Here is a 19,021-nt window from a genome sequence, read left to right on the forward strand (position 1 = left end):
TCCAAAAAGCAAAAACCCCGCCTGGCGGGGTTTTTTTATTTCTTCGGGAATAACTCTTTGCGTCTGTACGGTTCAGTCTCGCCCGGCTTGCGTGTTTTCAGCAGTTTTAAAATCCAGGTGTACTGCTCAGGGTGCGGACCGACGAACACTTCAACCTCTTCGTTCATTCGGCGCGCAATGGTGACGTCATCCGCCGTTAACAGATCGTCCATCGGTGGGCGCACCTGAATGATCAGCCTATGCGTCGTCGCATCATACACCGGAAAAAGCGGCACAATGCGTGCACGGCACACTTTCATTAAACGACCAATCGCCGGAAGCGTGGCTTTATAGGTGGCAAAGAAATCAACAAATTCGCTGTGCTCAGCACCGTGATCCTGATCGGGCAGATAATAGCCCCAGTACCCCTGGCGTACGGACTGAATAAACGGTTTGATACCATCGTTACGTGCATGCAGACGTCCGCCAAAGCGACGGCGCACCGTATTCCAGACATAATCGAACACTTTATTGCCCTGATTATGGAACATCGCCGCCATTTTCTGCCCCTGGGATGCCATCAACATTGCCGGGATATCAACGCCCCAGCCGTGCGGGACCAGAAAAATCACGTTTTCGTTGTTGTCGCGCAGGCCATCAATAATCTCACGGCCCTGCCACTCAACGCGCGGCAGGATCTTCTCTGGCCCACGCAGCGCCAGTTCTGCCATCAGTACCATTGCCTGTGGTGCAGTGGCAAACATCTCATCAATGATCGCTTCGCGTTCCGCTTCTGATTTTTCCGGGAAGCAGTACAGCAGGTTGATCTGTGCACGCCGACGCGCACTCTTACCGAATTTACCGGCAAGTCGCCCCAGCGTCCCCAACAACGGATCGCGTAACGACGCAGGGAGCAGCGCTACACCGGCAAACGCAAAAACTCCCATCCACGCGCCCCAGTAGCGCGGGTGGCGAAAGCCATCTTCAAATTCGGGAATGTATTCAGAATTATTTTTCTTCGTTTCCATGCATGTTCCGCAGGCAAGTATTCAAGTAAGCAAAGTAAGAATAGTGTAACGAGGTGCGTTAATTCCTACAAAAGAAAAAGCCGGCGTGTGTCGACGCCGGCTTGTATGCTGTAAGGCGTTAATCGAATTTCAATTGCGGAACGATGTCCTTCACCTGCGCCAGATAATCACGACGATCGGTACCGCTCAGACCTTCGGTCCTTGGCAGTTTCGCCGTTAAGGGGTTCACCGCCTGCTGGTTGATCCACACTTCATAATGCAAATGCGGGCCTGTTGAACGACCGGTGTTACCGGAGAGCGCGATGCGATCGCCACGTTTCACTTTCTGCCCTTCTTTCACCAGCAATTTGCGCAGGTGCATATAGCGCGTGGTGTAGGTGCGGCCATGACGCACAGCGACATAATACCCCGCCGCGCCACTGCGTTTGGCAACCACCACCTCGCCATCACCCACAGAGAGAACCGGCGTCCCCTGCGGCATGGCGAAATCGACACCCTTGTGCGGCGCAACGCGACCCGTGACCGGGTTCAGGCGACGCGGATTAAAGTTGGAGGAGACGCGGAACTGTTTCGACGTGGGGAAACGCATAAAGCCTTTCGCCAGCCCGGTACCGTTGCGGTCGTAAAATTTGCCGTCGTCGGCGCGAATCGCAAAATAATCTTTACCGTCAGAGCGCAGACGAACACCCAGCAGTTGGCTCTGTTCCTGTTTTCCTTCCAGCATTTCGCGGGACATCAGCACAGAGAACTCATCGCCTTTTTTGAGCTTACGGAAATCCATTTGCCACTGCATCGCTTTGATGACCGCGCTGATTTCCACACTGGTTAATCCGGCCTCTTTCGCACTGCTGACAAAACTGCCGCCAACCGTGCCTTTCAGCACAGAGTTGACCCAATCGCCTTCCTGAATCGCACTGGTCATTTTAAAACCGCCATCAACGCGGTCATAAGTGCGGGTTTCACGGCGGGAAACTTCCCAGGTCATGCGCTGCAGATCGCCGTCTGCGGTCAACGTCCAGGAGATCTGCTGACCAATTTTCATGTTACGCAGGTCTTTATCTGCCGCGGCGAGCTGGCTGATATCACCCATATCGATGCCGTACTGATTCAGGATACTGCTCAGCGTATCGCCGGTCGACACGACGTATTCGTGCACGCCCTCTTCGCCGGCAGTTTTATCGTCAAGTTCATCCTGGGGAATGTCTTCAACTTCGTCGGGCATAGACTGATCGATAGGCTCACTGGCCTCAGGCAGCAGCGAACGAATCTCTTTCTTTTCCAGCTCGATGGTTTTGACGATAGGTGTCGGCGTGGATTCGGGGTGGTAGACATACGGTCGCCAGACGGCAACCGTTAAAGTGAGAACTGTAAGTGACCCCAGCATAACGCGGTGGGGTCGGGGCAGATTATTAAATGCCAGGGCGACAGAGCGGGCTATCTGTTGCACGTATCCACTTCCTCGTTAATCTCCTTTCAGGCAGCTCGCATACTGGTTAGATAACTGGGCAAGGAACTGCGAATAGCTCTCTTTGCCAAGCTTGATACTGGTGCCAAGGGGATCCAACGTTCCCATTCGAACGGATGTCCCTCTGGCAACAGCTTCAACGACCGCTGGCCTGAACTGTGGCTCAGCAAAAACGCAGGCTGCTTTTTGCTCAACCAACTGTGTTCTGATTTGATGTAAACGCTGCGCACCAGGTTGAATTTCAGGGTTGACGGTAAAGTGACCTAACGGAGTCAGCCCGTAATGCCTCTCAAAATAGCCATAGGCATCATGAAAAACGAAATAACCTTTACCCTTCACTGGCGCCAGCTCGCTGCCAACCTCTTTGTCGGTTTGTGCCAGACTGGCCTCAAACGCTTGCAGGTTGGCGTCCAGCCGTGCTCGGCTTTGGGGCATAACTTCTACTAATTTATCGTGGATTGCAACCGCCGACAGCCGTGCAATCTCTGGTGAAAGCCACAGATGCATGTTGTAATCACCATGATGGTGATGTTCGTCACTATTTTCGTCGCCGTGATGGCCTGCGTCATGGTCGTGGTCGTCATCATCGCTGCCCTTGATGAGTAACGGTTTCACGCCAGGCAGCGCCTGCATGAGCACCTGTTTTGCCGCCGGAATCTGCTGCGCGGACTTATCCATGAACGCTTCCATGTCAGGACCTACCCAGAAGACTAAGTCCGCGTTCTGCAAGCGTTTTACATCAGACGGGCGCAGAGCATAATCGTGCTCAGAAGCCCCATCGGGAAGCAGCACTTCTGTTGTCGTTACCCCATCCGCAATCGCGGAAGCGATGAAGCCCAGAGGCTTGAGCGACGCGACAACAGCGGCGTTTGCGGTGCTCATTACTCCGCCGGATAAGGCGGTGCAAAGCGCTGCGCAAAGAAGCGTATTTTTATGTAACATAATGCGACTAATTATCGTAATGAATATGTGGAATGTGATATTATAACATTCGACAACTTGTGCAACCCTTTAAATGCTATGACTAATCTGGTAACGCTGGAAAATGTCTCCGTCAGTTTCGGCCAAAGACGCGTACTGTCTGACATTTCGCTCACTCTACAACCCGGTAAAATTCTTACCCTGCTCGGCCCCAATGGCGCGGGGAAATCGACGCTGGTGCGCGTGGTACTGGGGCTTGTAGCACCCGATACCGGGACGATCAAGCGTGGCAATGCCCTGCGTATTGGTTATGTGCCGCAAAAACTGCATCTCGACACCACGCTGCCGCTGACCGTGGGTCGCTTTATGCGTCTGCGGCCCGGCACCCGTAAAGATGATATTGTTCCGGCGCTAAAACGCGTGAATGCCGCGCACCTTGTCGATGCCCCTATGCAAAAATTATCCGGCGGCGAAACGCAACGCGTGCTGCTGGCCCGCGCCCTACTCAATCAGCCACAGTTGCTGGTACTGGATGAGCCAACGCAAGGGGTCGATGTTAACGGTCAGGTTGCACTCTACGATCTTATTGATCAATTACGTCGCGAGCTTGATTGCGCCGTACTGATGGTCTCCCATGACCTGCATCTGGTGATGGCAAAAACGGATGAAGTCCTCTGCCTGAATCACCATATTTGCTGCTCCGGCGCACCGGAAGTGGTCTCTATGCACCCTGAGTTTATCTCAATGTTCGGCCCACGCGGCGCAGAGCAGTTGGGTATTTATCGCCACCGCCATAATCATCGTCATGATTTGCAGGGGCGCATTATATTACGTCAGGGAAATGGACGCGGATGATTGAATTACTATTGCCCGGCTGGTTAGCCGGGATGATGCTCGCCTGCGCCGCTGGCCCGTTGGGTTCATTTGTGGTCTGGCGTCGCATGTCTTATTTTGGCGATACCCTCGCCCACGCTTCATTGCTCGGTGTCGCTTTCGGTTTGCTGCTCGACGTTAACCCTTTTTATGCGGTGATTGCCGTCACGCTGCTGCTTGCCGCCGGGCTGGTCTGGCTGGAAAAACGCCCTCACCTTGCTATCGATACATTGCTGGGGATTATGGCTCACAGTGCGTTATCCCTCGGCATGGTGGTTGTCAGCCTGATGTCGAATATTCGCGTCGATCTGATGGCCTACCTGTTTGGCGACCTGCTGGCAGTCACGCCCACGGATTTAATCTCCATTGCTGTTGGTGTTGTACTGGTTATCGGGATCCTGTTCTGGCAGTGGCGTAACCTGCTGTCGATGACCATCAGTCCGGAGCTGGCGTTTGTCGATGGCGTGAAGTTGCAGCGTGTGAAGTTGCTGTTAATGCTGGTTACCGCGCTGACAATTGGGGTGGCGATGAAGTTTGTCGGGGCGCTGATTATCACGTCCTTGCTGATAATTCCTGCGGCCACCGCGCGCCGCTTTGCCCGGACGCCAGAGCAAATGGCGGGAGTGGCAGTAGGTGTCGGCATGATTGCCGTCACCGGCGGGCTAACCTTCTCTGCCTTTTACGATACGCCAGCAGGACCGTCTGTCGTGCTGTGCGCCGCGCTGTTATTCATTTTCAGTATGATGAAAAAAAGCGCTACCTGACCCTTCTTACCTGGCCGAAACCTGCTGTTTCGGCCTTTCTGCTATTCAGAATAGAGACGACGGTTGATGCGGGAAAATCTCAGGGCATCTCCGGCGGCGTGATCCCGAAGTGGTTCCATGCCCTGACCGTCGCCATGCGGCCACGGGGAGTACGTTGCAGGAAGCCTTGCTGAATTAAAAAGGGCTCCAGCACATCTTCAATGGTTTCACGCTCTTCTCCGATAGCGGCGGCAAGGTTATCCAGCCCTACCGGCCCACCAAAGAATTTATCGATGACCGCCAGCAGCAGCTTGCGGTCCATGTAATCAAACCCTTCCGCGTCCACGTTCAGCATATCAAGCGCCTGAGAGGCGATATCAAGCGTAATCGCGCCATCATGCTTCACTTCGGCAAAATCACGCACCCGGCGCAGCAGACGGTTAGCGATACGCGGTGTGCCGCGCGAACGTCTTGCGACTTCCAGCGCGCCCTCTTCGCTCATCTCCAGCCCCATGTAACGGGCGCTGCGCCCAACAATGTGCTGTAAATCCGCCACCTGATAAAACTCCAGCCGCTGCACAATACCGAAACGGTCACGCAGCGGTGAGGTCAATGAACCTGCACGCGTCGTTGCGCCAATCAGCGTAAAAGGAGGCAAATCAATTTTGATTGAGCGTGCCGCCGGGCCTTCGCCGATCATAATATCGAGCTGATAATCTTCCATTGCCGGGTAGAGAACCTCCTCTACCACTGGCGAGAGACGGTGAATTTCATCGATAAACAATACGTCATGCGGCTCAAGGTTGGTGAGCATCGCCGCCAGGTCGCCCGCTTTTTCCAGCACTGGACCCGAGGTGGTACGCAAGTTGACGCCCATCTCATTAGCGACAATATTCGCCAGGGTGGTTTTCCCAAGCCCTGGGGGGCCGAAAATCAGCAAGTGATCCAGCGCGTCACCACGCAGCTTCGCAGCCTGGATAAAAATTTCCATTTGCGAGCGCACCTGAGGCTGGCCCACATACTCCGCCAGCAATTTAGGGCGGATCGCGCGATCCGCGACCTCTTCCGCATTAATAACGCTGTCGGGGGAGACCAGACGGTCTGCTTCAATCATCCTTTACCTCACAACGCGGCGCGTAATGCTTCGCGGATCAGAGTTTCACTGTTGGCGCCCGGTTTGGCGATTTTGCTAACCATCCGACTGGCTTCCTGAGGTTTATAGCCCAACGCCACCAGTGCGGCAACCGCTTCCTGCTCTGCATCATCCGCAGCCGGGCTGGCGGGTGATGTCAGCACCAGATCGGCGGCTGGCGTGAACAGGTCGCCATGTAACCCTTTAAAGCGATCTTTCATTTCGACAATCAGTCGCTCTGCCGTTTTCTTGCCGATACCCGGCAGTTTAATCAGTGCCGCAGGGTCTTCGCGTTCGACGGCATTCACAAATTGTTGCGCGTTCATGCCGGAAAGAATGGCCAGCGCCAGTTTTGGCCCCACGCCATTGGTTTTGATCAGTTCGCGAAACAGCGTGCGCTCTTGCTTGTTGTTAAAACCAAACAGCAGATGCGCATCTTCACGCACCACAAAATGGGTGAAGACCACGGCCTCTTTCCCCGCCTCCGGCAATTCATAGAAACAGGTCATCGGCATATGCACTTCGTAGCCCACGCCTCCGACTTCCATCAGGACTAAAGGGGGCTGTTTTTCCAGAATAATGCCTCTGAGTCTGCCTATCACATGACGCTCCTGCGTTAATGGCCGAAGTAAGAATGCTGTATCATAAAAAAAGGCTGGATAGATATCCAGCCGCTTATTGCTGAAAAGCGAAGTGTATTAATTTACTGGCCTAATATTGCGCCTGCGCGAGGTCAGCAAGTAGCGTTGGATGCGTCGGGTTCCAGCCCAGTACCGCCCGCGTCTGTTCACTGCTTGCGGCCATATCGAGAGAAGCAAAATCAGCAAACCAGCCAAAATGCTCCCTCGCCCGCGGCTCAGCGGGTACCCCTAGATGTTTACCGATGGCCTGCGCGATATCGCGAAACAGGATGCCCTCTTCCGCCGCCGCGTGATAAACCGCCTGAGTCACCCCCGTCTCCAGCGCTAATCGATAAAGCGTGGCGGCATCCCGGCGATGCACCGCCGCCCAGCGGTTTTCTACGTCCTCAGGCCAGGCAGACACACCCGTTTGCTTCGCAAGGCCCATCAGGATGGGAATAAAGCCATGATCGCCGACGCCGTGGACTGTCGGCGACAGGCGTATCGTTGCGGCCCGCACGCCCTTGTCTGCCAGCTCACGTGCCGCAGGCTCAGAACGGCGTGGATACGCTGGCTCCACAAACGGCAGGTCGTTCTCTGTCGCCAGACGTCCTGGGGCGATCATCGCCAGCCCGGAGGTCACCAACAGAGGGCGGTCGCTACCGCGTAGCGCATCCCCCAGAATCTGGATGGCGCGCTCATCCTGCGCGCAGTTCTCACTAAAGCGTGAAAAATCGTGGTTGAAGGCAGTATGGATAACCGCATCGGCACGGCTTGCGCCATCATGCAGCAATTGATGATCGTCCAGCGTTCCCGTGACCACCTGCATTCCCAGGGCCGCCAGCGCCTGTGCTTTTTGCGCATTGCGCACCAGCCCGGTAACCTGATGCCCGGCCGCCAGTAGATCTTCAGCAACGGCTGAACCAACCCAGCCAGACGCCCCCGTCAGAAAAACATGCATAGCTCACTCCCCTTGTGTTGACTCATCACGTGATAGTGATGAATATCCTCAGAGGTGAAAAGTAGTGACATTATCGTGGTAAGCACAGCTAATCTACAGTTTTATTTTTATATTAATTAACAATAACTTAGAGAAGCATATTTACAACATACAGTATTATCCATGATCCTTATGAATCAACATCATAAAATCGGTTTAGTGAGTACTGTAATGCACTTTCTCTAATCTATACTGACTATTGTTGTACCCTCTTTCCAATCATCATGTACTCAATTAAGTTTAACATAGGTATTATATGTTGGTTTGTTCCTTAATTACTTGTCGTAGCAATATTATTCCTCCTGTAGTTGTTGGACATGAACTCTTTGTAATTATGTGTTAATTGCTTATCTGAATGAATAAAACTATCAATTTACTGTGCTTAATGGATTCCCTTTTAATGATTCTTGGCATAAAATATCCATTTTAAAAATAAGGCGGGGGATTTATGAAGAGAAGCAAATTTAAAAATATTCCATTTGTTTCCACTGTAATATTGTCATTTATTTTTTTTGTACTTTATCTTTTTGCTGCAAATCAATTCAATGTAAACATAGCATTAACAGTAATAGCTTTCATACTAACCGGTCTTTCCGGATTTGATTTTTTTAAAAACCTCACATCAATTGATCGTGAAAATAAGCCACCTGTGGATCTATTAGTAGTATTCAGTGTTGCCGTGGCAATAACATCTATTATATCAATAGCATGTAAAGTAGATGAAAGTAGTTTAAAACCACGAGAACAAGTAACCATCATTTCGACGTTAGTTTTACTAATCATAGGAATGGTTGCATCTGCTTACTTAAAGCACAAGCATATAATAAAACCAAAAATTAGGGTTTTGGAGAAAGAAAGTTTTTCAATATTAAGAGAAAATGATGACGCCATTACTATTATTACAACCATAAAAAAAGCCCCTTAAGGGGCTTTTTAACTACCACCAACCATAATCAATAGTACTTGCAACAACTGCCCTAATGGTACTTGGATCACTACAATCCCAAATGCATCCAGTACTGGAACTATGATCCAGTTATAGAGAATAATCAAACTCAATACGAAACCTAAAAAGTTTCGCCAGTGAAATGAACTTTTTTCAATTTCTTCTTTGTTTACTTCTATCTGCCCTTCTGCATTAGTTTTTGTAACTTCCTGTTCAACCGTTTTCTTCTTGATGAAGAAGTCAATTCCAGTTTTAATCAAATCAATCAGTAAATTTATCATTCCATGATCCCCACGCAATACACCCAAAAGTGTTTACCTTTTACAAATAATTTTTTCTCTTCTATCAAGTATACTGATGTTTCATCAGTTCTTAATTTCCATTTCAGTACTGAACCTTCCTGAAATTGTTGTGGCTTCTCATATGCCACATTCATGTAACTACCACATTTGATATCGTTAGCGGTTAGTACTTTCTTAAATTTCTTACCAAGAAAACAAATATCAATTGGAGTACTGTTAGCGAAGGGTTCAATACCATTCATTGTTATATATGCAGTTTGTTCACCATAATGTTTATCAAATATCATGTACTTGTTACCCTCAAAGTTCCTTTAATACCACTAATTACTAAACGTGCCCCCTTATTTGCTTCTTTATAGAAGTCATAAATTATCTTACGTCTCTTATCTTCACGCATACCAATTACACGTTTTTTCTTATTCTTTTTGTTCTTAACATTCGTATCTATCAGACGCTCTTTATTACCCTGCCTGACGATTTTATAACGGCCTTTCTTGAGGTTTGTATACAGACCAGAAATGTTACCCTGTTTCGTTAATCGTGCTGAACTGGTGGGTACAAACTTGCGTACAGCCTCTTCTTTTACGAGAACGTTATATAAGTACTTCGCCTGTAGTTTCTTAACGAAGATTTCACAGGTGACACCAGTACTGGTTTTTTGATAGGTAAACATAACAGCACGGTTAGTAAATGGAACCGCACCACGATCAACCGAGTTAGTCATACCTGTCTGTAAATTCTTTGACAGTATCCGAGTACGATTAATGATTTCCTTCTGAAAATTACGGCCTAAATCCTGTCCCGTACTGTTTATGTATCTCTGTACATTCCTTATACCACTTATACTACTCATCTCTTTTCCTTAATTTAAACAGGATAGCAATTCCTGCAATATCCCATGAAGTCGTTTTTTATCTTTGCCTACAGGCAAACGAGCCTTATGCATAAGAGATAAATTCAGACACTGTGGTTTTAATCCCTCATATAGTATCAATGCAGCCTCAATCAATAGAGTCTCCCGCATTGTTGGAAAAGCCCACAGGACAGTTTTTCTGTACTGTTCACCATCAGTAATTTTTTGATTAACTATTTTTGAACTTGATGTGTACTCACGCCATTCATTTTCAATTGAATCAATTTTTAATTTTTTAATGTCTTTCACTCTTTTGTACATCTGTTTACTACCGATATACGTAGAGCCGTCCTCAAACTCAAATAAGTAAACGAATCCACAATAGCTACCATTTGTTAATTCTTCTTCACTCCAGTCTGTTGTGTAGTTCCATTCCATAAATATTCCAATATAACAATTACTATAGGAATATTTATGGACATTAAAGGCAGATTATGGATATACGAAGGTACTAAAGAGTATCAAACTAAAATGAACCATTTCAGGAATGGGAAGTTTTATCCGTATAAGGATTCATTGGGGAAATTAACGATCGGTTGCGGTCATTTAGTACTGAAAAATGAAACTTTTAGCGATGGTATAACAGAAAAAGAAGCGGATATTCTGTTATCACGTGATCTCGCGAATGTTATTTTGGAGGTACAGTCATTGGAATTGAATGTGCCTGATGACTGGAATGATTTTATGATCATCATGACATTTCAGTTAGGCATTAATGGTGTAAAGAAATTCAAAAGAATGATTAATGCATTACAAGTAAAGAACTTTAGGGAAGCAATCGTACAAGCTAAAGACAGTCTTTGGTATCGACAAACACCCAATCGTGTAGATGATATGATTCGACAATTAACTAACAAATAAATAAGGGGCATTATGCCCCTTTTTCATTTTCCAGAATCGTTAAGATACGTTCAATTTTTAAATCGAGTTGATGAATCTGATCTTCCAGATTCTTTAGCGATTTCTTCATCTCATCCTGTTCTGCTTCAAGTCGTGAAATATTACTTTTCTGTAATGCAATTTCAGTCTCTACATTTCCCATTCGATCCAGCAAATCATTTGTATCAGTACTGTTATCCCGATAGATCGTCCACAAAAGCGTACAAAAAGCAACTACACAGGCTGCAATTGTTCCAATGTCCATTTTTAACACCTTATTATTGTAATATTAGTATTTATATTTAATATCCAGTAAAACTGGCTAAAGCAATACGGATTCCATTACCGCCCATCGCCTGTTGATATGTTTTTTGTAACCTGTTGATGTACTGAATCGAGAATGATGTACTGCTATTACGTCTAATCACAATGCCTGAATATCCAGACGTAGTACCATCAGTACTGTAATTACCAGGGCATTGACTGATGCAAATCCACGGATTAGCAATAGCAGTATTCACAGTTAGAGCGTTTTTCAAATCATGTGATGGTGGCACAGTAATGAAATCAGATATACGGGGCATAGTACCTGCACTTGCCGCACTCCATACAAGATTACCGGCTGGATCAAAAACATCCAGATATCCAGATTGAATTGGAGTGGTATTACTGCATATCATAAAACGTCCTGTACCCTGTTCATACATACTCGCTCCAGGAAAACAATAACTCCCGTCCGTTAATAACTGAAACCACTTTAGCCCACTTTCGGGGAAAAATGAATCGCCACGGATAATCTAGACACTTCCGAGCCGTTGATAATACTGGTTTTCATATTCTGTCGGTGACATCTGTTCGCTAGAACCATGCCGACGCTTACTGTTATAAAACATTTCGATGTAATCAAAAATATCACTGCGGGCTTCTTCCCGCGTTCCGTAGATCTTTTTCTTTATCCGTTCACGTTTCAACAACTGGAAAAAACTTTCTGCAACCGCATTATCATGGCAGTTACCGCGACGGCTCATGCTACCCTCCAGGCCGTGTGATTTCAGGAACGACTGCCACTCATGGCTTGTGTACTGACTGCCCTGATCCGAATGAACCAGCACCTGTTTTTCGGGATTACGCCGCCATACAGCCATCAGCAGTGCGTTCAGGACAATGTCCTTTGTCATCCGGGATTGCATGGACCAGCCGATAATTTTGCGTGAGAACAGATCAACAACAACGGCAAGATACAGCCAGCCTTCGTGGGTCCTGATGTAGGTTATGTCCGTTACCCAACGCTCATCAGGAGCATCCGGATTGAACTGTCGCTGGAGCCTGTTGGGTGACACGATACTGGCCTCGCCTTTACGTGCCCGCGGGCTTCGGTATCCGACCTGAGCCTTTATTCCGACACGTTTCATCAGTCTCCAGACTCTGTTTACTCCGCACTGTTGCCCGCTGTCACGCAGATCCAGATGGATTTTGCGATAACCATAGACGCATCCCGACTCCAGCCAGAACTGTTTAATCTGTCCTGTCAGTCTCAGGTCTGCCTGATGGCGTTGTGAATGCGGCTGCTGAAGCCAGGCGTAAAAACCACTGGGATGAACATCCAGCACCCGACAGAGCAGGCGAACAGGCCAGCAACAGGAGTTGTCACGGATAAAGGCGTACCTCAGTCGGACAGCTTTGCGAAGTACGCCGCGGCTTTTTTTAATATGTCCCGTTCGTCGGTAACCCGTTTCAGCTCTTTCTGGAGACGGCGGATCTCGGCCTGAGCATCTGACTGTTCTTTATTAGTGGAAGAATCCGGACCGTACTTCTTTATCCAGGCATAAAGGCTGTGGGTGGTGATATCGAGACGTGTTGCAACGCTGGCAACAGAATAACCGCGATCAACAACCTGTTTGACTGCTTCAGTTTTAAACTCTTCGGGATAACGCTTACCGCTCATGGGCACCTCTCTTTAAGCCATCTTAAATGACTCTGAGGTGTCTGTTAAACCCGTGGCGATTCACACCTCAAACGAATGTGTTTATACCTGCCAGTGTTGATACCCGGCACAATGAGGTGATTGCAGTATTTACTCATTTCATTCAGTACTGTCTGGAATATGGGCTTATCTCTGTTCACATCAGTGAATGCCTCATCCAGTACTAACCCGTCATAACAACCTTGCAGTACTGCGGCCAGATTCGTACTTGCATTACTACCGAGATTGCCTAGCCACAATTTGTATCTCTCACTCAGTTCAAACAGAAGCCGGTTTCTGATGCCATCTGACAGGTTTGGGAAATCATCCGTAATCATCAGTCGCAGGAATGGCAATTCGCTCTGTTCATGTGTCAGTACTGATGCCTGATGAAAATCAACAGGCATGATCAGTAGTAGATCGTTATCCATGAAGTACTGCCGTTTATCCTCAATGTGTCTCAGTAATTGAGGGGTGTATTTACCCTGATATTGAAGCCCTGTAACTCTTCCGTTGACCGTATGCAATACCCTACAAAACCCATCCATGCTGTTATATCCAATTTGAATAGATGATCAATATTTGATCATTTTTGATATTAATGGAAGTGGCAACAGCACGAAATGATCAATGTAAGCTACTGAAAATGATCATTTTTTTAGTTTTTGGTACTAGTGTAGTACTGCCACAATGAAAACGAAACGGTAACTTGAAGATTTGCATAATACTGTATATACTTACAGTACTACACATATGGGGCTACAGTGATGGGTAATAAAAATTTGTTCGACCCAGGTCAGAGATCAGGCATTCAACGTTTTGTAGATACCAGGGGGAACTGGTTCAGGGTGTGTTATTGGGGTTCTGGTCTGAGTGATGTACTGATAGGCGAGAGGATATTTTTTCAGAACTACAGGGGTGAGTACTGGTTCGGTACTATAGAACGTGACTGTTTCGTACTGATATCTGATGTGCCGTTACTGAGAGTACTGGATGGAATTGATTTGATTAGATCACAGGATGAGATGATACGTGAACATGCATCAGGTTGGTTCGTTGATCAGGGAGAATTACCGTTTTGAAATCCAATTCACGCCACACCCACACCATTAACAAACCTACCCATTGTGAGTGGGCGTGAATTCAAATTGTATATAATTTTATTATGTACCCGCAATAATTTTATTCGTACAACCATCTACCCGCCCGTGCTGATTCAACTAACATCCCGATAGTAAAAAGCGGAACGGGTACTTGTTCCGTTTTTTTAAATGGATTCCATGAAATATGAACATCTGGGAAATATATTTTTATATTAAAGTTCCCTCTTTCAACATGTAGTTCGTTGAAGTACTGCTCCATTAGATCTTCTGCCTCCAATTCATCGATAGACAGATCAATATCAAAATCCATTTCTGGAGTTAATGGAACAGGTCCATTATCCAAATCATACGCCCCCACATATGTGCGAACGATTTCATACACGCGTTGCTCTATGATATCTGCCATAATTTATCATTCCTGTGTTCGAGATATAAAAAAAGAATTTAATCCATCATTTGAACTAACAATTGAATATCGTAATTTGCCTACAAAAACTTCATCATTCGGATAAGTATGTTTTATTAGTCCCATTACGATCTCTGATGATTTACCGCTTTTCATTTCACTCTCACCCAATGTTGCTGAAACTGCTGAGAGTACTGTATGCAGTACGTTGAAACCGCCATTCATAGTGCCATCACCAGACGTGACAATCATCATACTGGTGATCATTCCTGTATTATTATCTGATGTAATTAGTATGGCATTATGTTCATCCACTTTCTGTTCAGACACAGTGGAATGTTCAAGTTTTTTCGTCTGAAAATGAATCTTGTATGTTGAACCCAGTGCGATTAGGTTTTTCTGCATACGAGCAGTCAGAGTATCAATAGTGATATCAAGAGATTTCTGTGGCGTGGATTCAGTACTGCCATTCACCGACTCAGTACTAGCACTAACTGGTTCATTAGTTTCAGTACTGGTATCATTAAAATATATTATTGACGCTACTAAAGAAACAAAACCTAATACAAAACCTCCCAATGTACCTGAAACACGGGAGGTCAATTTACTACGGTTTTTATCCTGCATAGTAGCTGAAATGGTGCATCCAGCTATAGCCCACACCAGTAAACCAATCCCTAGTGGGGCCAGTACACTAACGTTCGTCATCATCATTCCCTATAGATTTTATAAAGTTATTAACAATGATAACAACACTGTACTTCTACAGAAAAATTTTACCAATAGAGCTTGAAAAAAAATTCCATGAATTTAATATCGTATGGCATACAGCATAAAATGGAGTTATCTCATGCTCAATATTTTTAAAGCTTTATCAAATCTCTCAGACACAACAGAGCCAACTGTAGCAATTGAGAATACACACAAATCAAAACATACAAAAATACTCGACGATATTTTTTCCGATCTTCCCAGTGATGTATCCAAATATATTAATAAAAAATTGACAGAAGTTATTGATTATGAACCACGCATTGGCGTCATGGGGAAAACCGGCGTAGGCAAATCTTCACTTTGTAATGCAATTTTTCAACAGGAAGTATGCAAAGTAAGCCATGTTGAGGCTTGTACCAGAACTATTGAAGAACTCAAAATCGAGGTTGGCGGTCGGAAACTAACAATCGTTGACCTGCCAGGAGTTGGTGAAAGTGAAAAGCGTGATGCTGAATACAAAAAACTCTATGAAGAACAAATCCCTAGTCTCGATTTGATATTGTGGGTTATCAAGGCAGATGATAGAGTACTGGCCCCAGATGAATATTTTTACAGTAACGTAATAAAACCATTAAAAGCAGAAGAAAAGATTCTTTTTGTAATTAACCAGGCCGACAAAATAGAACCTTCATATGAATGGGACCGCAATAACAACAGACCGTCCAGTACTCAAATTAATAATCTCGAAGCGAAAGAAATTGATATTTATAATCGACTTTTTGACAATGGTAATGGTTGTGTTTATGTTTCATCTCCATTGAAATACAACATTAGCAATCTCGTTAAAAAGATGGTTATCCAGCTTCCAAATAAATCTAAAGCGGCAGTCTATAGTACATTACGGGAAGAGAACAAAACAAAAGAGGCAAAAGATGAGTCAAAAAAGGGTTTCACCGAAACCGTAAAAAACGTTCTAGACGACGTCATTGACTATGCCCCAATTCCTAAAATGGTTAAGGAACCATTGAAGAAAATGAAAGATTATTTTTGCGATAAAATATCAAATTTCTTTGATTCATGGTTTTGATTTTCTAGTTAGGGTTTAAAAAAAAGCTCAGTTAAATAAAAAAACTGAGCTTTATAATATATTTTATAAATTATTTTCCATTCATTATAACATCCAGTACTGTAACTGCCCTGCATATATCAGTTACATAATCAGTTACAGTACTCAATTGAAAACGCATCTCATCTGATGGATTCAAATAGTGCCACATATTACATATTTTTTTAATATCGTAATCGCGATTTTCAATAGTCATCTCAGTACCATCAGTACAGATGCGTATATCATTGGTTATATAGTGGTAGTAGTAACTGCCATCATCATAATGTTTAAATTCAATTATCATTTTGTAAACCCATAGCAATGTTTTATGGTATTTACTATAATACATCTGAGTTGTGCATTGCCTTTGGCTCATACTATTCAAAGGCAATAATATAACTTAATCTTTTGTTATGTTTTTCTCATCAACATCTTCGGTTTTTATTACATGAAAATCAGAATCAAAAAATATTATATTAGCCCCCCCCAACTTTATCACCATACATTTTAATACCCAGTGATCGCTCCCCACATCTTTTAACTTTCTGACATTTTGAATTATAGTAACCAACAGATGTATATGGGCGACCATAATTATCAACCTGGTCAGTAGAGGTCATATCCCTAACAAACCTCTCCGCTCCAGTTTTAGGATTAATGTATACAGCAATCGATAAGTCATTGCTGACAGTCACTTTATTCCCTTCATTAGTTATTAAATAAAACGCAGCATTTGCGTTAGTACTCGCTATTAATAATACCGCGACTGTTAATAACTTCTTCATCTTACCCCCTAACATTTCAACCAATCTTTTCATTTTTCTTAATAATTTCTTTTAAAGTATCTAAAGTTAGTACCTTACTGCCCCTATGTATCATTGAATGACAATTCGGACATAAGGGAATCAAATCACTTATAGGATCGACATTATAGTTATCACCTAATGTATGTATTGGTTTGATATGATGTACATGAATGAATCCTTTACCATGTTCACCATAGAACTTCTCAAAATTAAAACCACAACATGGCTTTGTTGAATAAATCAGATTTCGGGTAAGTCTCCCCCGTAGCGGGTTGTGTTTTCAGGCAATACGCACGCTTTCAGGCATACCTGCTTTCGTCATTTTGTTCAGCGCTCGTACCAGGGCCATAGCCTCCGCAACCTGACCATCGTAGTCACGCAGCGTCAGTGACCCCCCGAACAGCTGTTTTACCCGGTACATTGCCGTTTCCGCTATCGAGCGACGGTTGTAATCTGTTGTCCATTTCCACCGCGCATTACTCCCGGTCATTCGCTGATTAGCCACTGCACGGTTACGGTCTGCATATTCACCGGGCCAGTAACCCGCACCTTTTCGGGGAGGGATAAGCGCGCTGATTTTCTTACGCCGCAGTTCATCGTGACAGAGCCGGGTGTCGTAAGCGCCGTCTGCCGATGCTGCCCTGATTTTTCTGTGAGTCTGCCGGATAAGACCCGGGAAGGCTTCTGAGTCCGTCACATTGTTCAGCGACAGGTCTGCACAGATGATTTCATGTGTGTTGCTGTCAACGGCTAGATGCAACTTTCGCCATATACGACGGCGTTCTTTGCCGTGTTTTTTGACTTTCCATTCGCCTTCACCAAAGACCTTCAGCCCGGTGGAATCAATCACCAGATGCGCGATTTCACCCCGGGTGAACGTTTTGAAACTGACATTAACCGACTTTGCGCGCTTGCTGACACTGGTGTAATCCGGGCAGCGCAACGGAACATTCATCAGTGTAAAAATGGAATCAATAAAACCCTGTGCAGCCCGCAGGGTCAACCTGAACACGCGTTTAATGACCAGCACAGTCGTGATGGCAAGGTCAGAATAGCGCTGAGGTCTGCCTCGTGAAGAAGGTGTTGCTGACTCATACCAGGCCTGAATAGCTTCATCATCCAGCCAGAAAGTTATGGAGCCACGGTTGATGAGGGCTTTATTGTAGGTGGGCCAGTTGGTGATTTTGAACTTTTGCTTTGCCACGGAACGGTCTGCGTTGTCGGGAAGATGCGTGATCTGATCCTTCAACTCAGCAAAAGTTCGATTTATTCAACAAAGCCCCACAACATTTACAGGATGTTCCATGATGGTCAATACATGCTTGCCTTGCTTGAGGATCACGCTCATATGAGTTTACTATTACTTGCGTTTTAGCTCCCTCAATGTATGTTTCCGCTGATGGGATTTCATTTGGAAAATAGCTTTCAGTGAAATCCGCATACCATATACCATTTTCTTTACGCAAATATCTTTTATTCAACTTCCGTTCGAAGTCTTCAATCACTGCAACATCCGGGTTATCTTCTCTCTCTGAAAAAACCATATAAAAGGTAAAAAGTTCATAGCCCCTTTCGATATATGATATATGTTCCAAGGCTTGGGTGTATCCTGGTTGCTTTTTGTTCTTGGCACTAAGTTCCCAATCTTCCTTTAAGATTACGTCCCGCTCTTTATCACTCTCAACATCCCATGCACCGAAAATCACCATCTTCTTTTCGTGATTTACAAATGACCAACTCCAAGTCCAGTTATTGCAAGTCGCACCGTGACTGAGGATGAATTGTTTCCTGTTCATTTTAGTATCCTTTTAAGTACTTCAATCTGAACATCGCTCTACACATTTTTACATAGTCTAATGCTCATTACATAGCCAAACAATATGCCGGATCAATAGATTCGTTTGATGTCTTGATTGAAAATTTCACCATCATGCCAGGAAATGATCAGATGGGGCATCGCTTCGCTCTTGGATGTACTGACTGATTACATATTAGGAGGCTTAAACAGCCGACGGCACGCCCTTGTACAGCGAAATACTTTAGGCCGTAAGGCCGGCCCGTATTATTATTTGTACTTATTAGTACATAAAGAGAAAATATTATGATGTACTGAATCTGGC

25 protein-coding genes are annotated in these 19,021 nt (G+C 45.5%); 5 read left to right on the forward strand and 20 right to left on the reverse strand.

What is annotated here, in order from left to right; all coding sequences use genetic code 11:
- Positions 1-35: 35 nt before the first annotated feature.
- The 3 genes from lpxM to znuA all read right to left on the reverse strand — a co-directional run bounded on the left by lpxM (position 36) and on the right by znuA (position 3,414).
- A complete protein-coding gene (lpxM, locus tag ACS0RQ_RS16715; RefSeq protein WP_271850979.1) occupies positions 36-1,007 on the reverse strand; it encodes a lauroyl-Kdo(2)-lipid IV(A) myristoyltransferase in 972 nt (323 codons plus the stop codon).
- A gap of 118 nt (positions 1,008-1,125) precedes the next feature.
- Entirely contained in the window at positions 1,126-2,454 is a 1,329-nt protein-coding gene (gene mepM, locus ACS0RQ_RS16720) for a murein DD-endopeptidase MepM (protein WP_271850980.1), read from the reverse strand.
- A 15-nt stretch (positions 2,455-2,469) separates the two neighbouring features.
- A complete protein-coding gene (znuA, locus tag ACS0RQ_RS16725) occupies positions 2,470-3,414 on the reverse strand; it encodes a zinc ABC transporter substrate-binding protein ZnuA (RefSeq protein ID WP_271850981.1) in 945 nt (314 codons plus the stop codon).
- Positions 3,415-3,492: 78 nt separating this feature from the next.
- Here znuA and znuC point away from each other — a divergent pair, with 78 nt between their 5' ends.
- Both znuC and znuB read left to right on the forward strand, forming a co-directional pair.
- Positions 3,493-4,248: a zinc ABC transporter ATP-binding protein ZnuC gene (znuC, locus tag ACS0RQ_RS16730; protein WP_039078727.1), complete on the forward strand. Its 756-nt coding sequence runs from the start codon at positions 3,493-3,495 to the stop codon at positions 4,246-4,248.
- On the forward strand, positions 4,245-5,030 hold the full coding sequence (gene znuB / locus ACS0RQ_RS16735) for a zinc ABC transporter permease subunit ZnuB (protein WP_039078726.1): 786 nt from the start codon (positions 4,245-4,247) through the stop codon (positions 5,028-5,030). Before znuC ends, znuB begins: the two co-directional genes overlap by 4 nt.
- A gap of 79 nt (positions 5,031-5,109) precedes the next feature.
- Here the strand turns inward: znuB and ruvB are convergent, their stop codons facing one another.
- The 3 genes from ruvB to ACS0RQ_RS16750 all read right to left on the reverse strand — a co-directional run bounded on the left by ruvB (position 5,110) and on the right by ACS0RQ_RS16750 (position 7,722).
- A complete protein-coding gene (gene ruvB / locus ACS0RQ_RS16740; RefSeq protein ID WP_039078725.1) occupies positions 5,110-6,123 on the reverse strand; it encodes a Holliday junction branch migration DNA helicase RuvB in 1,014 nt (337 codons plus the stop codon).
- Between the two features lie 8 nt (positions 6,124-6,131).
- On the reverse strand, positions 6,132-6,743 hold the full coding sequence (gene ruvA, locus ACS0RQ_RS16745) for a Holliday junction branch migration protein RuvA (RefSeq protein WP_039078724.1): 612 nt from the start codon (positions 6,741-6,743) through the stop codon (positions 6,132-6,134).
- A 109-nt stretch (positions 6,744-6,852) separates the two neighbouring features.
- A complete protein-coding gene (locus ACS0RQ_RS16750) occupies positions 6,853-7,722 on the reverse strand; it encodes an SDR family oxidoreductase (RefSeq protein ID WP_271850982.1) in 870 nt (289 codons plus the stop codon).
- A 487-nt stretch (positions 7,723-8,209) separates the two neighbouring features.
- Between ACS0RQ_RS16750 and ACS0RQ_RS16755 the strand changes: the two genes are divergently transcribed.
- On the forward strand, positions 8,210-8,686 hold the full coding sequence (locus ACS0RQ_RS16755) for a hypothetical protein (RefSeq protein WP_132438933.1): 477 nt from the start codon (positions 8,210-8,212) through the stop codon (positions 8,684-8,686).
- A gap of 8 nt (positions 8,687-8,694) precedes the next feature.
- Here the strand turns inward: ACS0RQ_RS16755 and ACS0RQ_RS16760 are convergent, their stop codons facing one another.
- The 4 genes from ACS0RQ_RS16760 to ACS0RQ_RS16775 are packed head-to-tail and all read right to left on the reverse strand — an operon-like array spanning position 8,695 to position 10,300.
- Positions 8,695-8,988, reverse strand: coding sequence for a hypothetical protein (locus ACS0RQ_RS16760; protein WP_334634183.1), 294 nt, complete (start codon positions 8,986-8,988; stop codon positions 8,695-8,697).
- Positions 8,985-9,296: a hypothetical protein gene (locus tag ACS0RQ_RS16765; protein ID WP_071195187.1), complete on the reverse strand. Its 312-nt coding sequence runs from the start codon at positions 9,294-9,296 to the stop codon at positions 8,985-8,987. The genes ACS0RQ_RS16760 and ACS0RQ_RS16765 overlap by 4 nt, the downstream gene beginning before the upstream one ends.
- Positions 9,293-9,862: a hypothetical protein gene (locus ACS0RQ_RS16770; RefSeq protein ID WP_334634181.1), complete on the reverse strand. Its 570-nt coding sequence runs from the start codon at positions 9,860-9,862 to the stop codon at positions 9,293-9,295. Before ACS0RQ_RS16770 ends, ACS0RQ_RS16765 begins: the two co-directional genes overlap by 4 nt.
- 9 nt (positions 9,863-9,871) lie before the next feature.
- Positions 9,872-10,300, reverse strand: a complete 429-nt coding sequence (locus ACS0RQ_RS16775) for a GIY-YIG nuclease family protein (RefSeq protein WP_334634179.1) — start codon at positions 10,298-10,300, stop codon at positions 9,872-9,874.
- 36 nt (positions 10,301-10,336) lie between these two features.
- On the opposite strand from ACS0RQ_RS16775, the gene ACS0RQ_RS16780 reads away from it, so the two are divergent.
- Positions 10,337-10,783, forward strand: a complete 447-nt coding sequence (locus tag ACS0RQ_RS16780; RefSeq protein ID WP_334634177.1) for a glycoside hydrolase family protein — start codon at positions 10,337-10,339, stop codon at positions 10,781-10,783.
- A gap of 10 nt (positions 10,784-10,793) precedes the next feature.
- On the opposite strand, the gene ACS0RQ_RS16785 is transcribed toward ACS0RQ_RS16780, so the two are convergent.
- From ACS0RQ_RS16785 to ACS0RQ_RS16810, 6 genes are all read right to left on the reverse strand, one after another.
- On the reverse strand, positions 10,794-11,066 hold the full coding sequence (locus ACS0RQ_RS16785) for a hypothetical protein (protein ID WP_103245541.1): 273 nt from the start codon (positions 11,064-11,066) through the stop codon (positions 10,794-10,796).
- Between the two features lie 37 nt (positions 11,067-11,103).
- Positions 11,104-11,598, reverse strand: coding sequence for a DUF8377 family phage-derived protein (locus ACS0RQ_RS16790; protein ID WP_499079334.1), 495 nt, complete (start codon positions 11,596-11,598; stop codon positions 11,104-11,106).
- Positions 11,599-12,746, reverse strand: a protein-coding gene (locus ACS0RQ_RS16795) for an IS3 family transposase (protein WP_085949497.1) whose coding sequence is annotated in 2 segments (ribosomal slippage) — positions 11,599-12,509 and positions 12,509-12,746 — 1,149 coding nt in all. Because the reading frame shifts where the segments join, the coding sequence is not laid out codon by codon here.
- 44 nt (positions 12,747-12,790) lie between these two features.
- Complete coding sequence (locus ACS0RQ_RS16800) at positions 12,791-13,195, reverse strand: hypothetical protein (RefSeq protein WP_334634813.1); 405 nt, start codon at positions 13,193-13,195, stop codon at positions 12,791-12,793.
- A gap of 751 nt (positions 13,196-13,946) precedes the next feature.
- Positions 13,947-14,273, reverse strand: a complete 327-nt coding sequence (locus ACS0RQ_RS16805) for a DUF1493 family protein (RefSeq protein WP_334634815.1) — start codon at positions 14,271-14,273, stop codon at positions 13,947-13,949.
- A gap of 6 nt (positions 14,274-14,279) precedes the next feature.
- A complete protein-coding gene (locus ACS0RQ_RS16810) occupies positions 14,280-14,981 on the reverse strand; it encodes a hypothetical protein (protein ID WP_334634818.1) in 702 nt (233 codons plus the stop codon).
- Positions 14,982-15,123: 142 nt separating this feature from the next.
- Between ACS0RQ_RS16810 and ACS0RQ_RS16815 the strand changes: the two genes are divergently transcribed.
- On the forward strand, positions 15,124-16,074 hold the full coding sequence (locus ACS0RQ_RS16815; RefSeq protein WP_334634820.1) for a GTPase family protein: 951 nt from the start codon (positions 15,124-15,126) through the stop codon (positions 16,072-16,074).
- Between the two features lie 497 nt (positions 16,075-16,571).
- Here the strand turns inward: ACS0RQ_RS16815 and ACS0RQ_RS16820 are convergent, their stop codons facing one another.
- From ACS0RQ_RS16820 to ACS0RQ_RS16835, 4 genes are read right to left on the reverse strand one after another with little or no spacing between them, the layout of a single operon-like run.
- Positions 16,572-16,880, reverse strand: coding sequence for a hypothetical protein (locus ACS0RQ_RS16820; protein WP_499079220.1), 309 nt, complete (start codon positions 16,878-16,880; stop codon positions 16,572-16,574).
- Positions 16,881-16,896: 16 nt separating this feature from the next.
- A complete protein-coding gene (locus tag ACS0RQ_RS16825; protein WP_334634822.1) occupies positions 16,897-17,145 on the reverse strand; it encodes an HNH endonuclease in 249 nt (82 codons plus the stop codon).
- 36 nt (positions 17,146-17,181) lie between these two features.
- Positions 17,182-18,150, reverse strand: a complete 969-nt coding sequence (locus tag ACS0RQ_RS16830; protein ID WP_023279773.1) for an IS5 family transposase — start codon at positions 18,148-18,150, stop codon at positions 17,182-17,184.
- Between the two features lies 1 nt (position 18,151).
- Positions 18,152-18,697, reverse strand: a complete 546-nt coding sequence (locus tag ACS0RQ_RS16835) for an HNH endonuclease (RefSeq protein WP_334634731.1) — start codon at positions 18,695-18,697, stop codon at positions 18,152-18,154.
- Positions 18,698-19,021 lie beyond the last annotated feature (324 nt).

The organism is Phytobacter diazotrophicus, assembly GCF_052061655.1.
Classification (GTDB): Bacteria; Pseudomonadota; Gammaproteobacteria; order Enterobacterales; family Enterobacteriaceae; genus Phytobacter; species Phytobacter diazotrophicus.

Excerpts from the sequence above, each read along its gene's own strand:
- lpxM (WP_271850979.1), bottom strand. The coding sequence starts at position 1,007 with ATGGAAACGAAGAAAAATAATTCTGAATACATTCCCGAATTTGAAGAT.
- znuA (WP_271850981.1), bottom strand. The coding sequence starts at position 3,414 with ATGTTACATAAAAATACGCTTCTTTGCGCAGCGCTTTGCACCGCCTTA.
- znuC (WP_039078727.1), top strand. The coding sequence starts at position 3,493 with ATGACTAATCTGGTAACGCTGGAAAATGTCTCCGTCAGTTTCGGCCAA.
- znuB (WP_039078726.1), top strand. The coding sequence starts at position 4,245 with ATGATTGAATTACTATTGCCCGGCTGGTTAGCCGGGATGATGCTCGCC.
- ruvB (WP_039078725.1), bottom strand. The coding sequence starts at position 6,123 with ATGATTGAAGCAGACCGTCTGGTCTCCCCCGACAGCGTTATTAATGCG.
- ACS0RQ_RS16750 (WP_271850982.1), bottom strand. The coding sequence starts at position 7,722 with ATGCATGTTTTTCTGACGGGGGCGTCTGGCTGGGTTGGTTCAGCCGTT.
- ACS0RQ_RS16755 (WP_132438933.1), top strand. The coding sequence starts at position 8,210 with ATGAAGAGAAGCAAATTTAAAAATATTCCATTTGTTTCCACTGTAATA.
- ACS0RQ_RS16760 (WP_334634183.1), bottom strand. The coding sequence starts at position 8,988 with ATGATAAATTTACTGATTGATTTGATTAAAACTGGAATTGACTTCTTC.
- ACS0RQ_RS16765 (WP_071195187.1), bottom strand. The coding sequence starts at position 9,296 with ATGATATTTGATAAACATTATGGTGAACAAACTGCATATATAACAATG.
- ACS0RQ_RS16770 (WP_334634181.1), bottom strand. The coding sequence starts at position 9,862 with ATGAGTAGTATAAGTGGTATAAGGAATGTACAGAGATACATAAACAGT.
- ACS0RQ_RS16775 (WP_334634179.1), bottom strand. The coding sequence starts at position 10,300 with ATGGAATGGAACTACACAACAGACTGGAGTGAAGAAGAATTAACAAAT.
- ACS0RQ_RS16780 (WP_334634177.1), top strand. The coding sequence starts at position 10,337 with ATGGACATTAAAGGCAGATTATGGATATACGAAGGTACTAAAGAGTAT.
- ACS0RQ_RS16785 (WP_103245541.1), bottom strand. The coding sequence starts at position 11,066 with ATGGACATTGGAACAATTGCAGCCTGTGTAGTTGCTTTTTGTACGCTT.
- ACS0RQ_RS16800 (WP_334634813.1), bottom strand. The coding sequence starts at position 13,195 with ATGGATAACGATCTACTACTGATCATGCCTGTTGATTTTCATCAGGCA.
- ACS0RQ_RS16805 (WP_334634815.1), bottom strand. The coding sequence starts at position 14,273 with ATGGCAGATATCATAGAGCAACGCGTGTATGAAATCGTTCGCACATAT.
- ACS0RQ_RS16810 (WP_334634818.1), bottom strand. The coding sequence starts at position 14,981 with ATGACGAACGTTAGTGTACTGGCCCCACTAGGGATTGGTTTACTGGTG.
- ACS0RQ_RS16815 (WP_334634820.1), top strand. The coding sequence starts at position 15,124 with ATGCTCAATATTTTTAAAGCTTTATCAAATCTCTCAGACACAACAGAG.
- ACS0RQ_RS16820 (WP_499079220.1), bottom strand. The coding sequence starts at position 16,880 with ATGAAGAAGTTATTAACAGTCGCGGTATTATTAATAGCGAGTACTAAC.
- ACS0RQ_RS16835 (WP_334634731.1), bottom strand. The coding sequence starts at position 18,697 with ATGAACAGGAAACAATTCATCCTCAGTCACGGTGCGACTTGCAATAAC.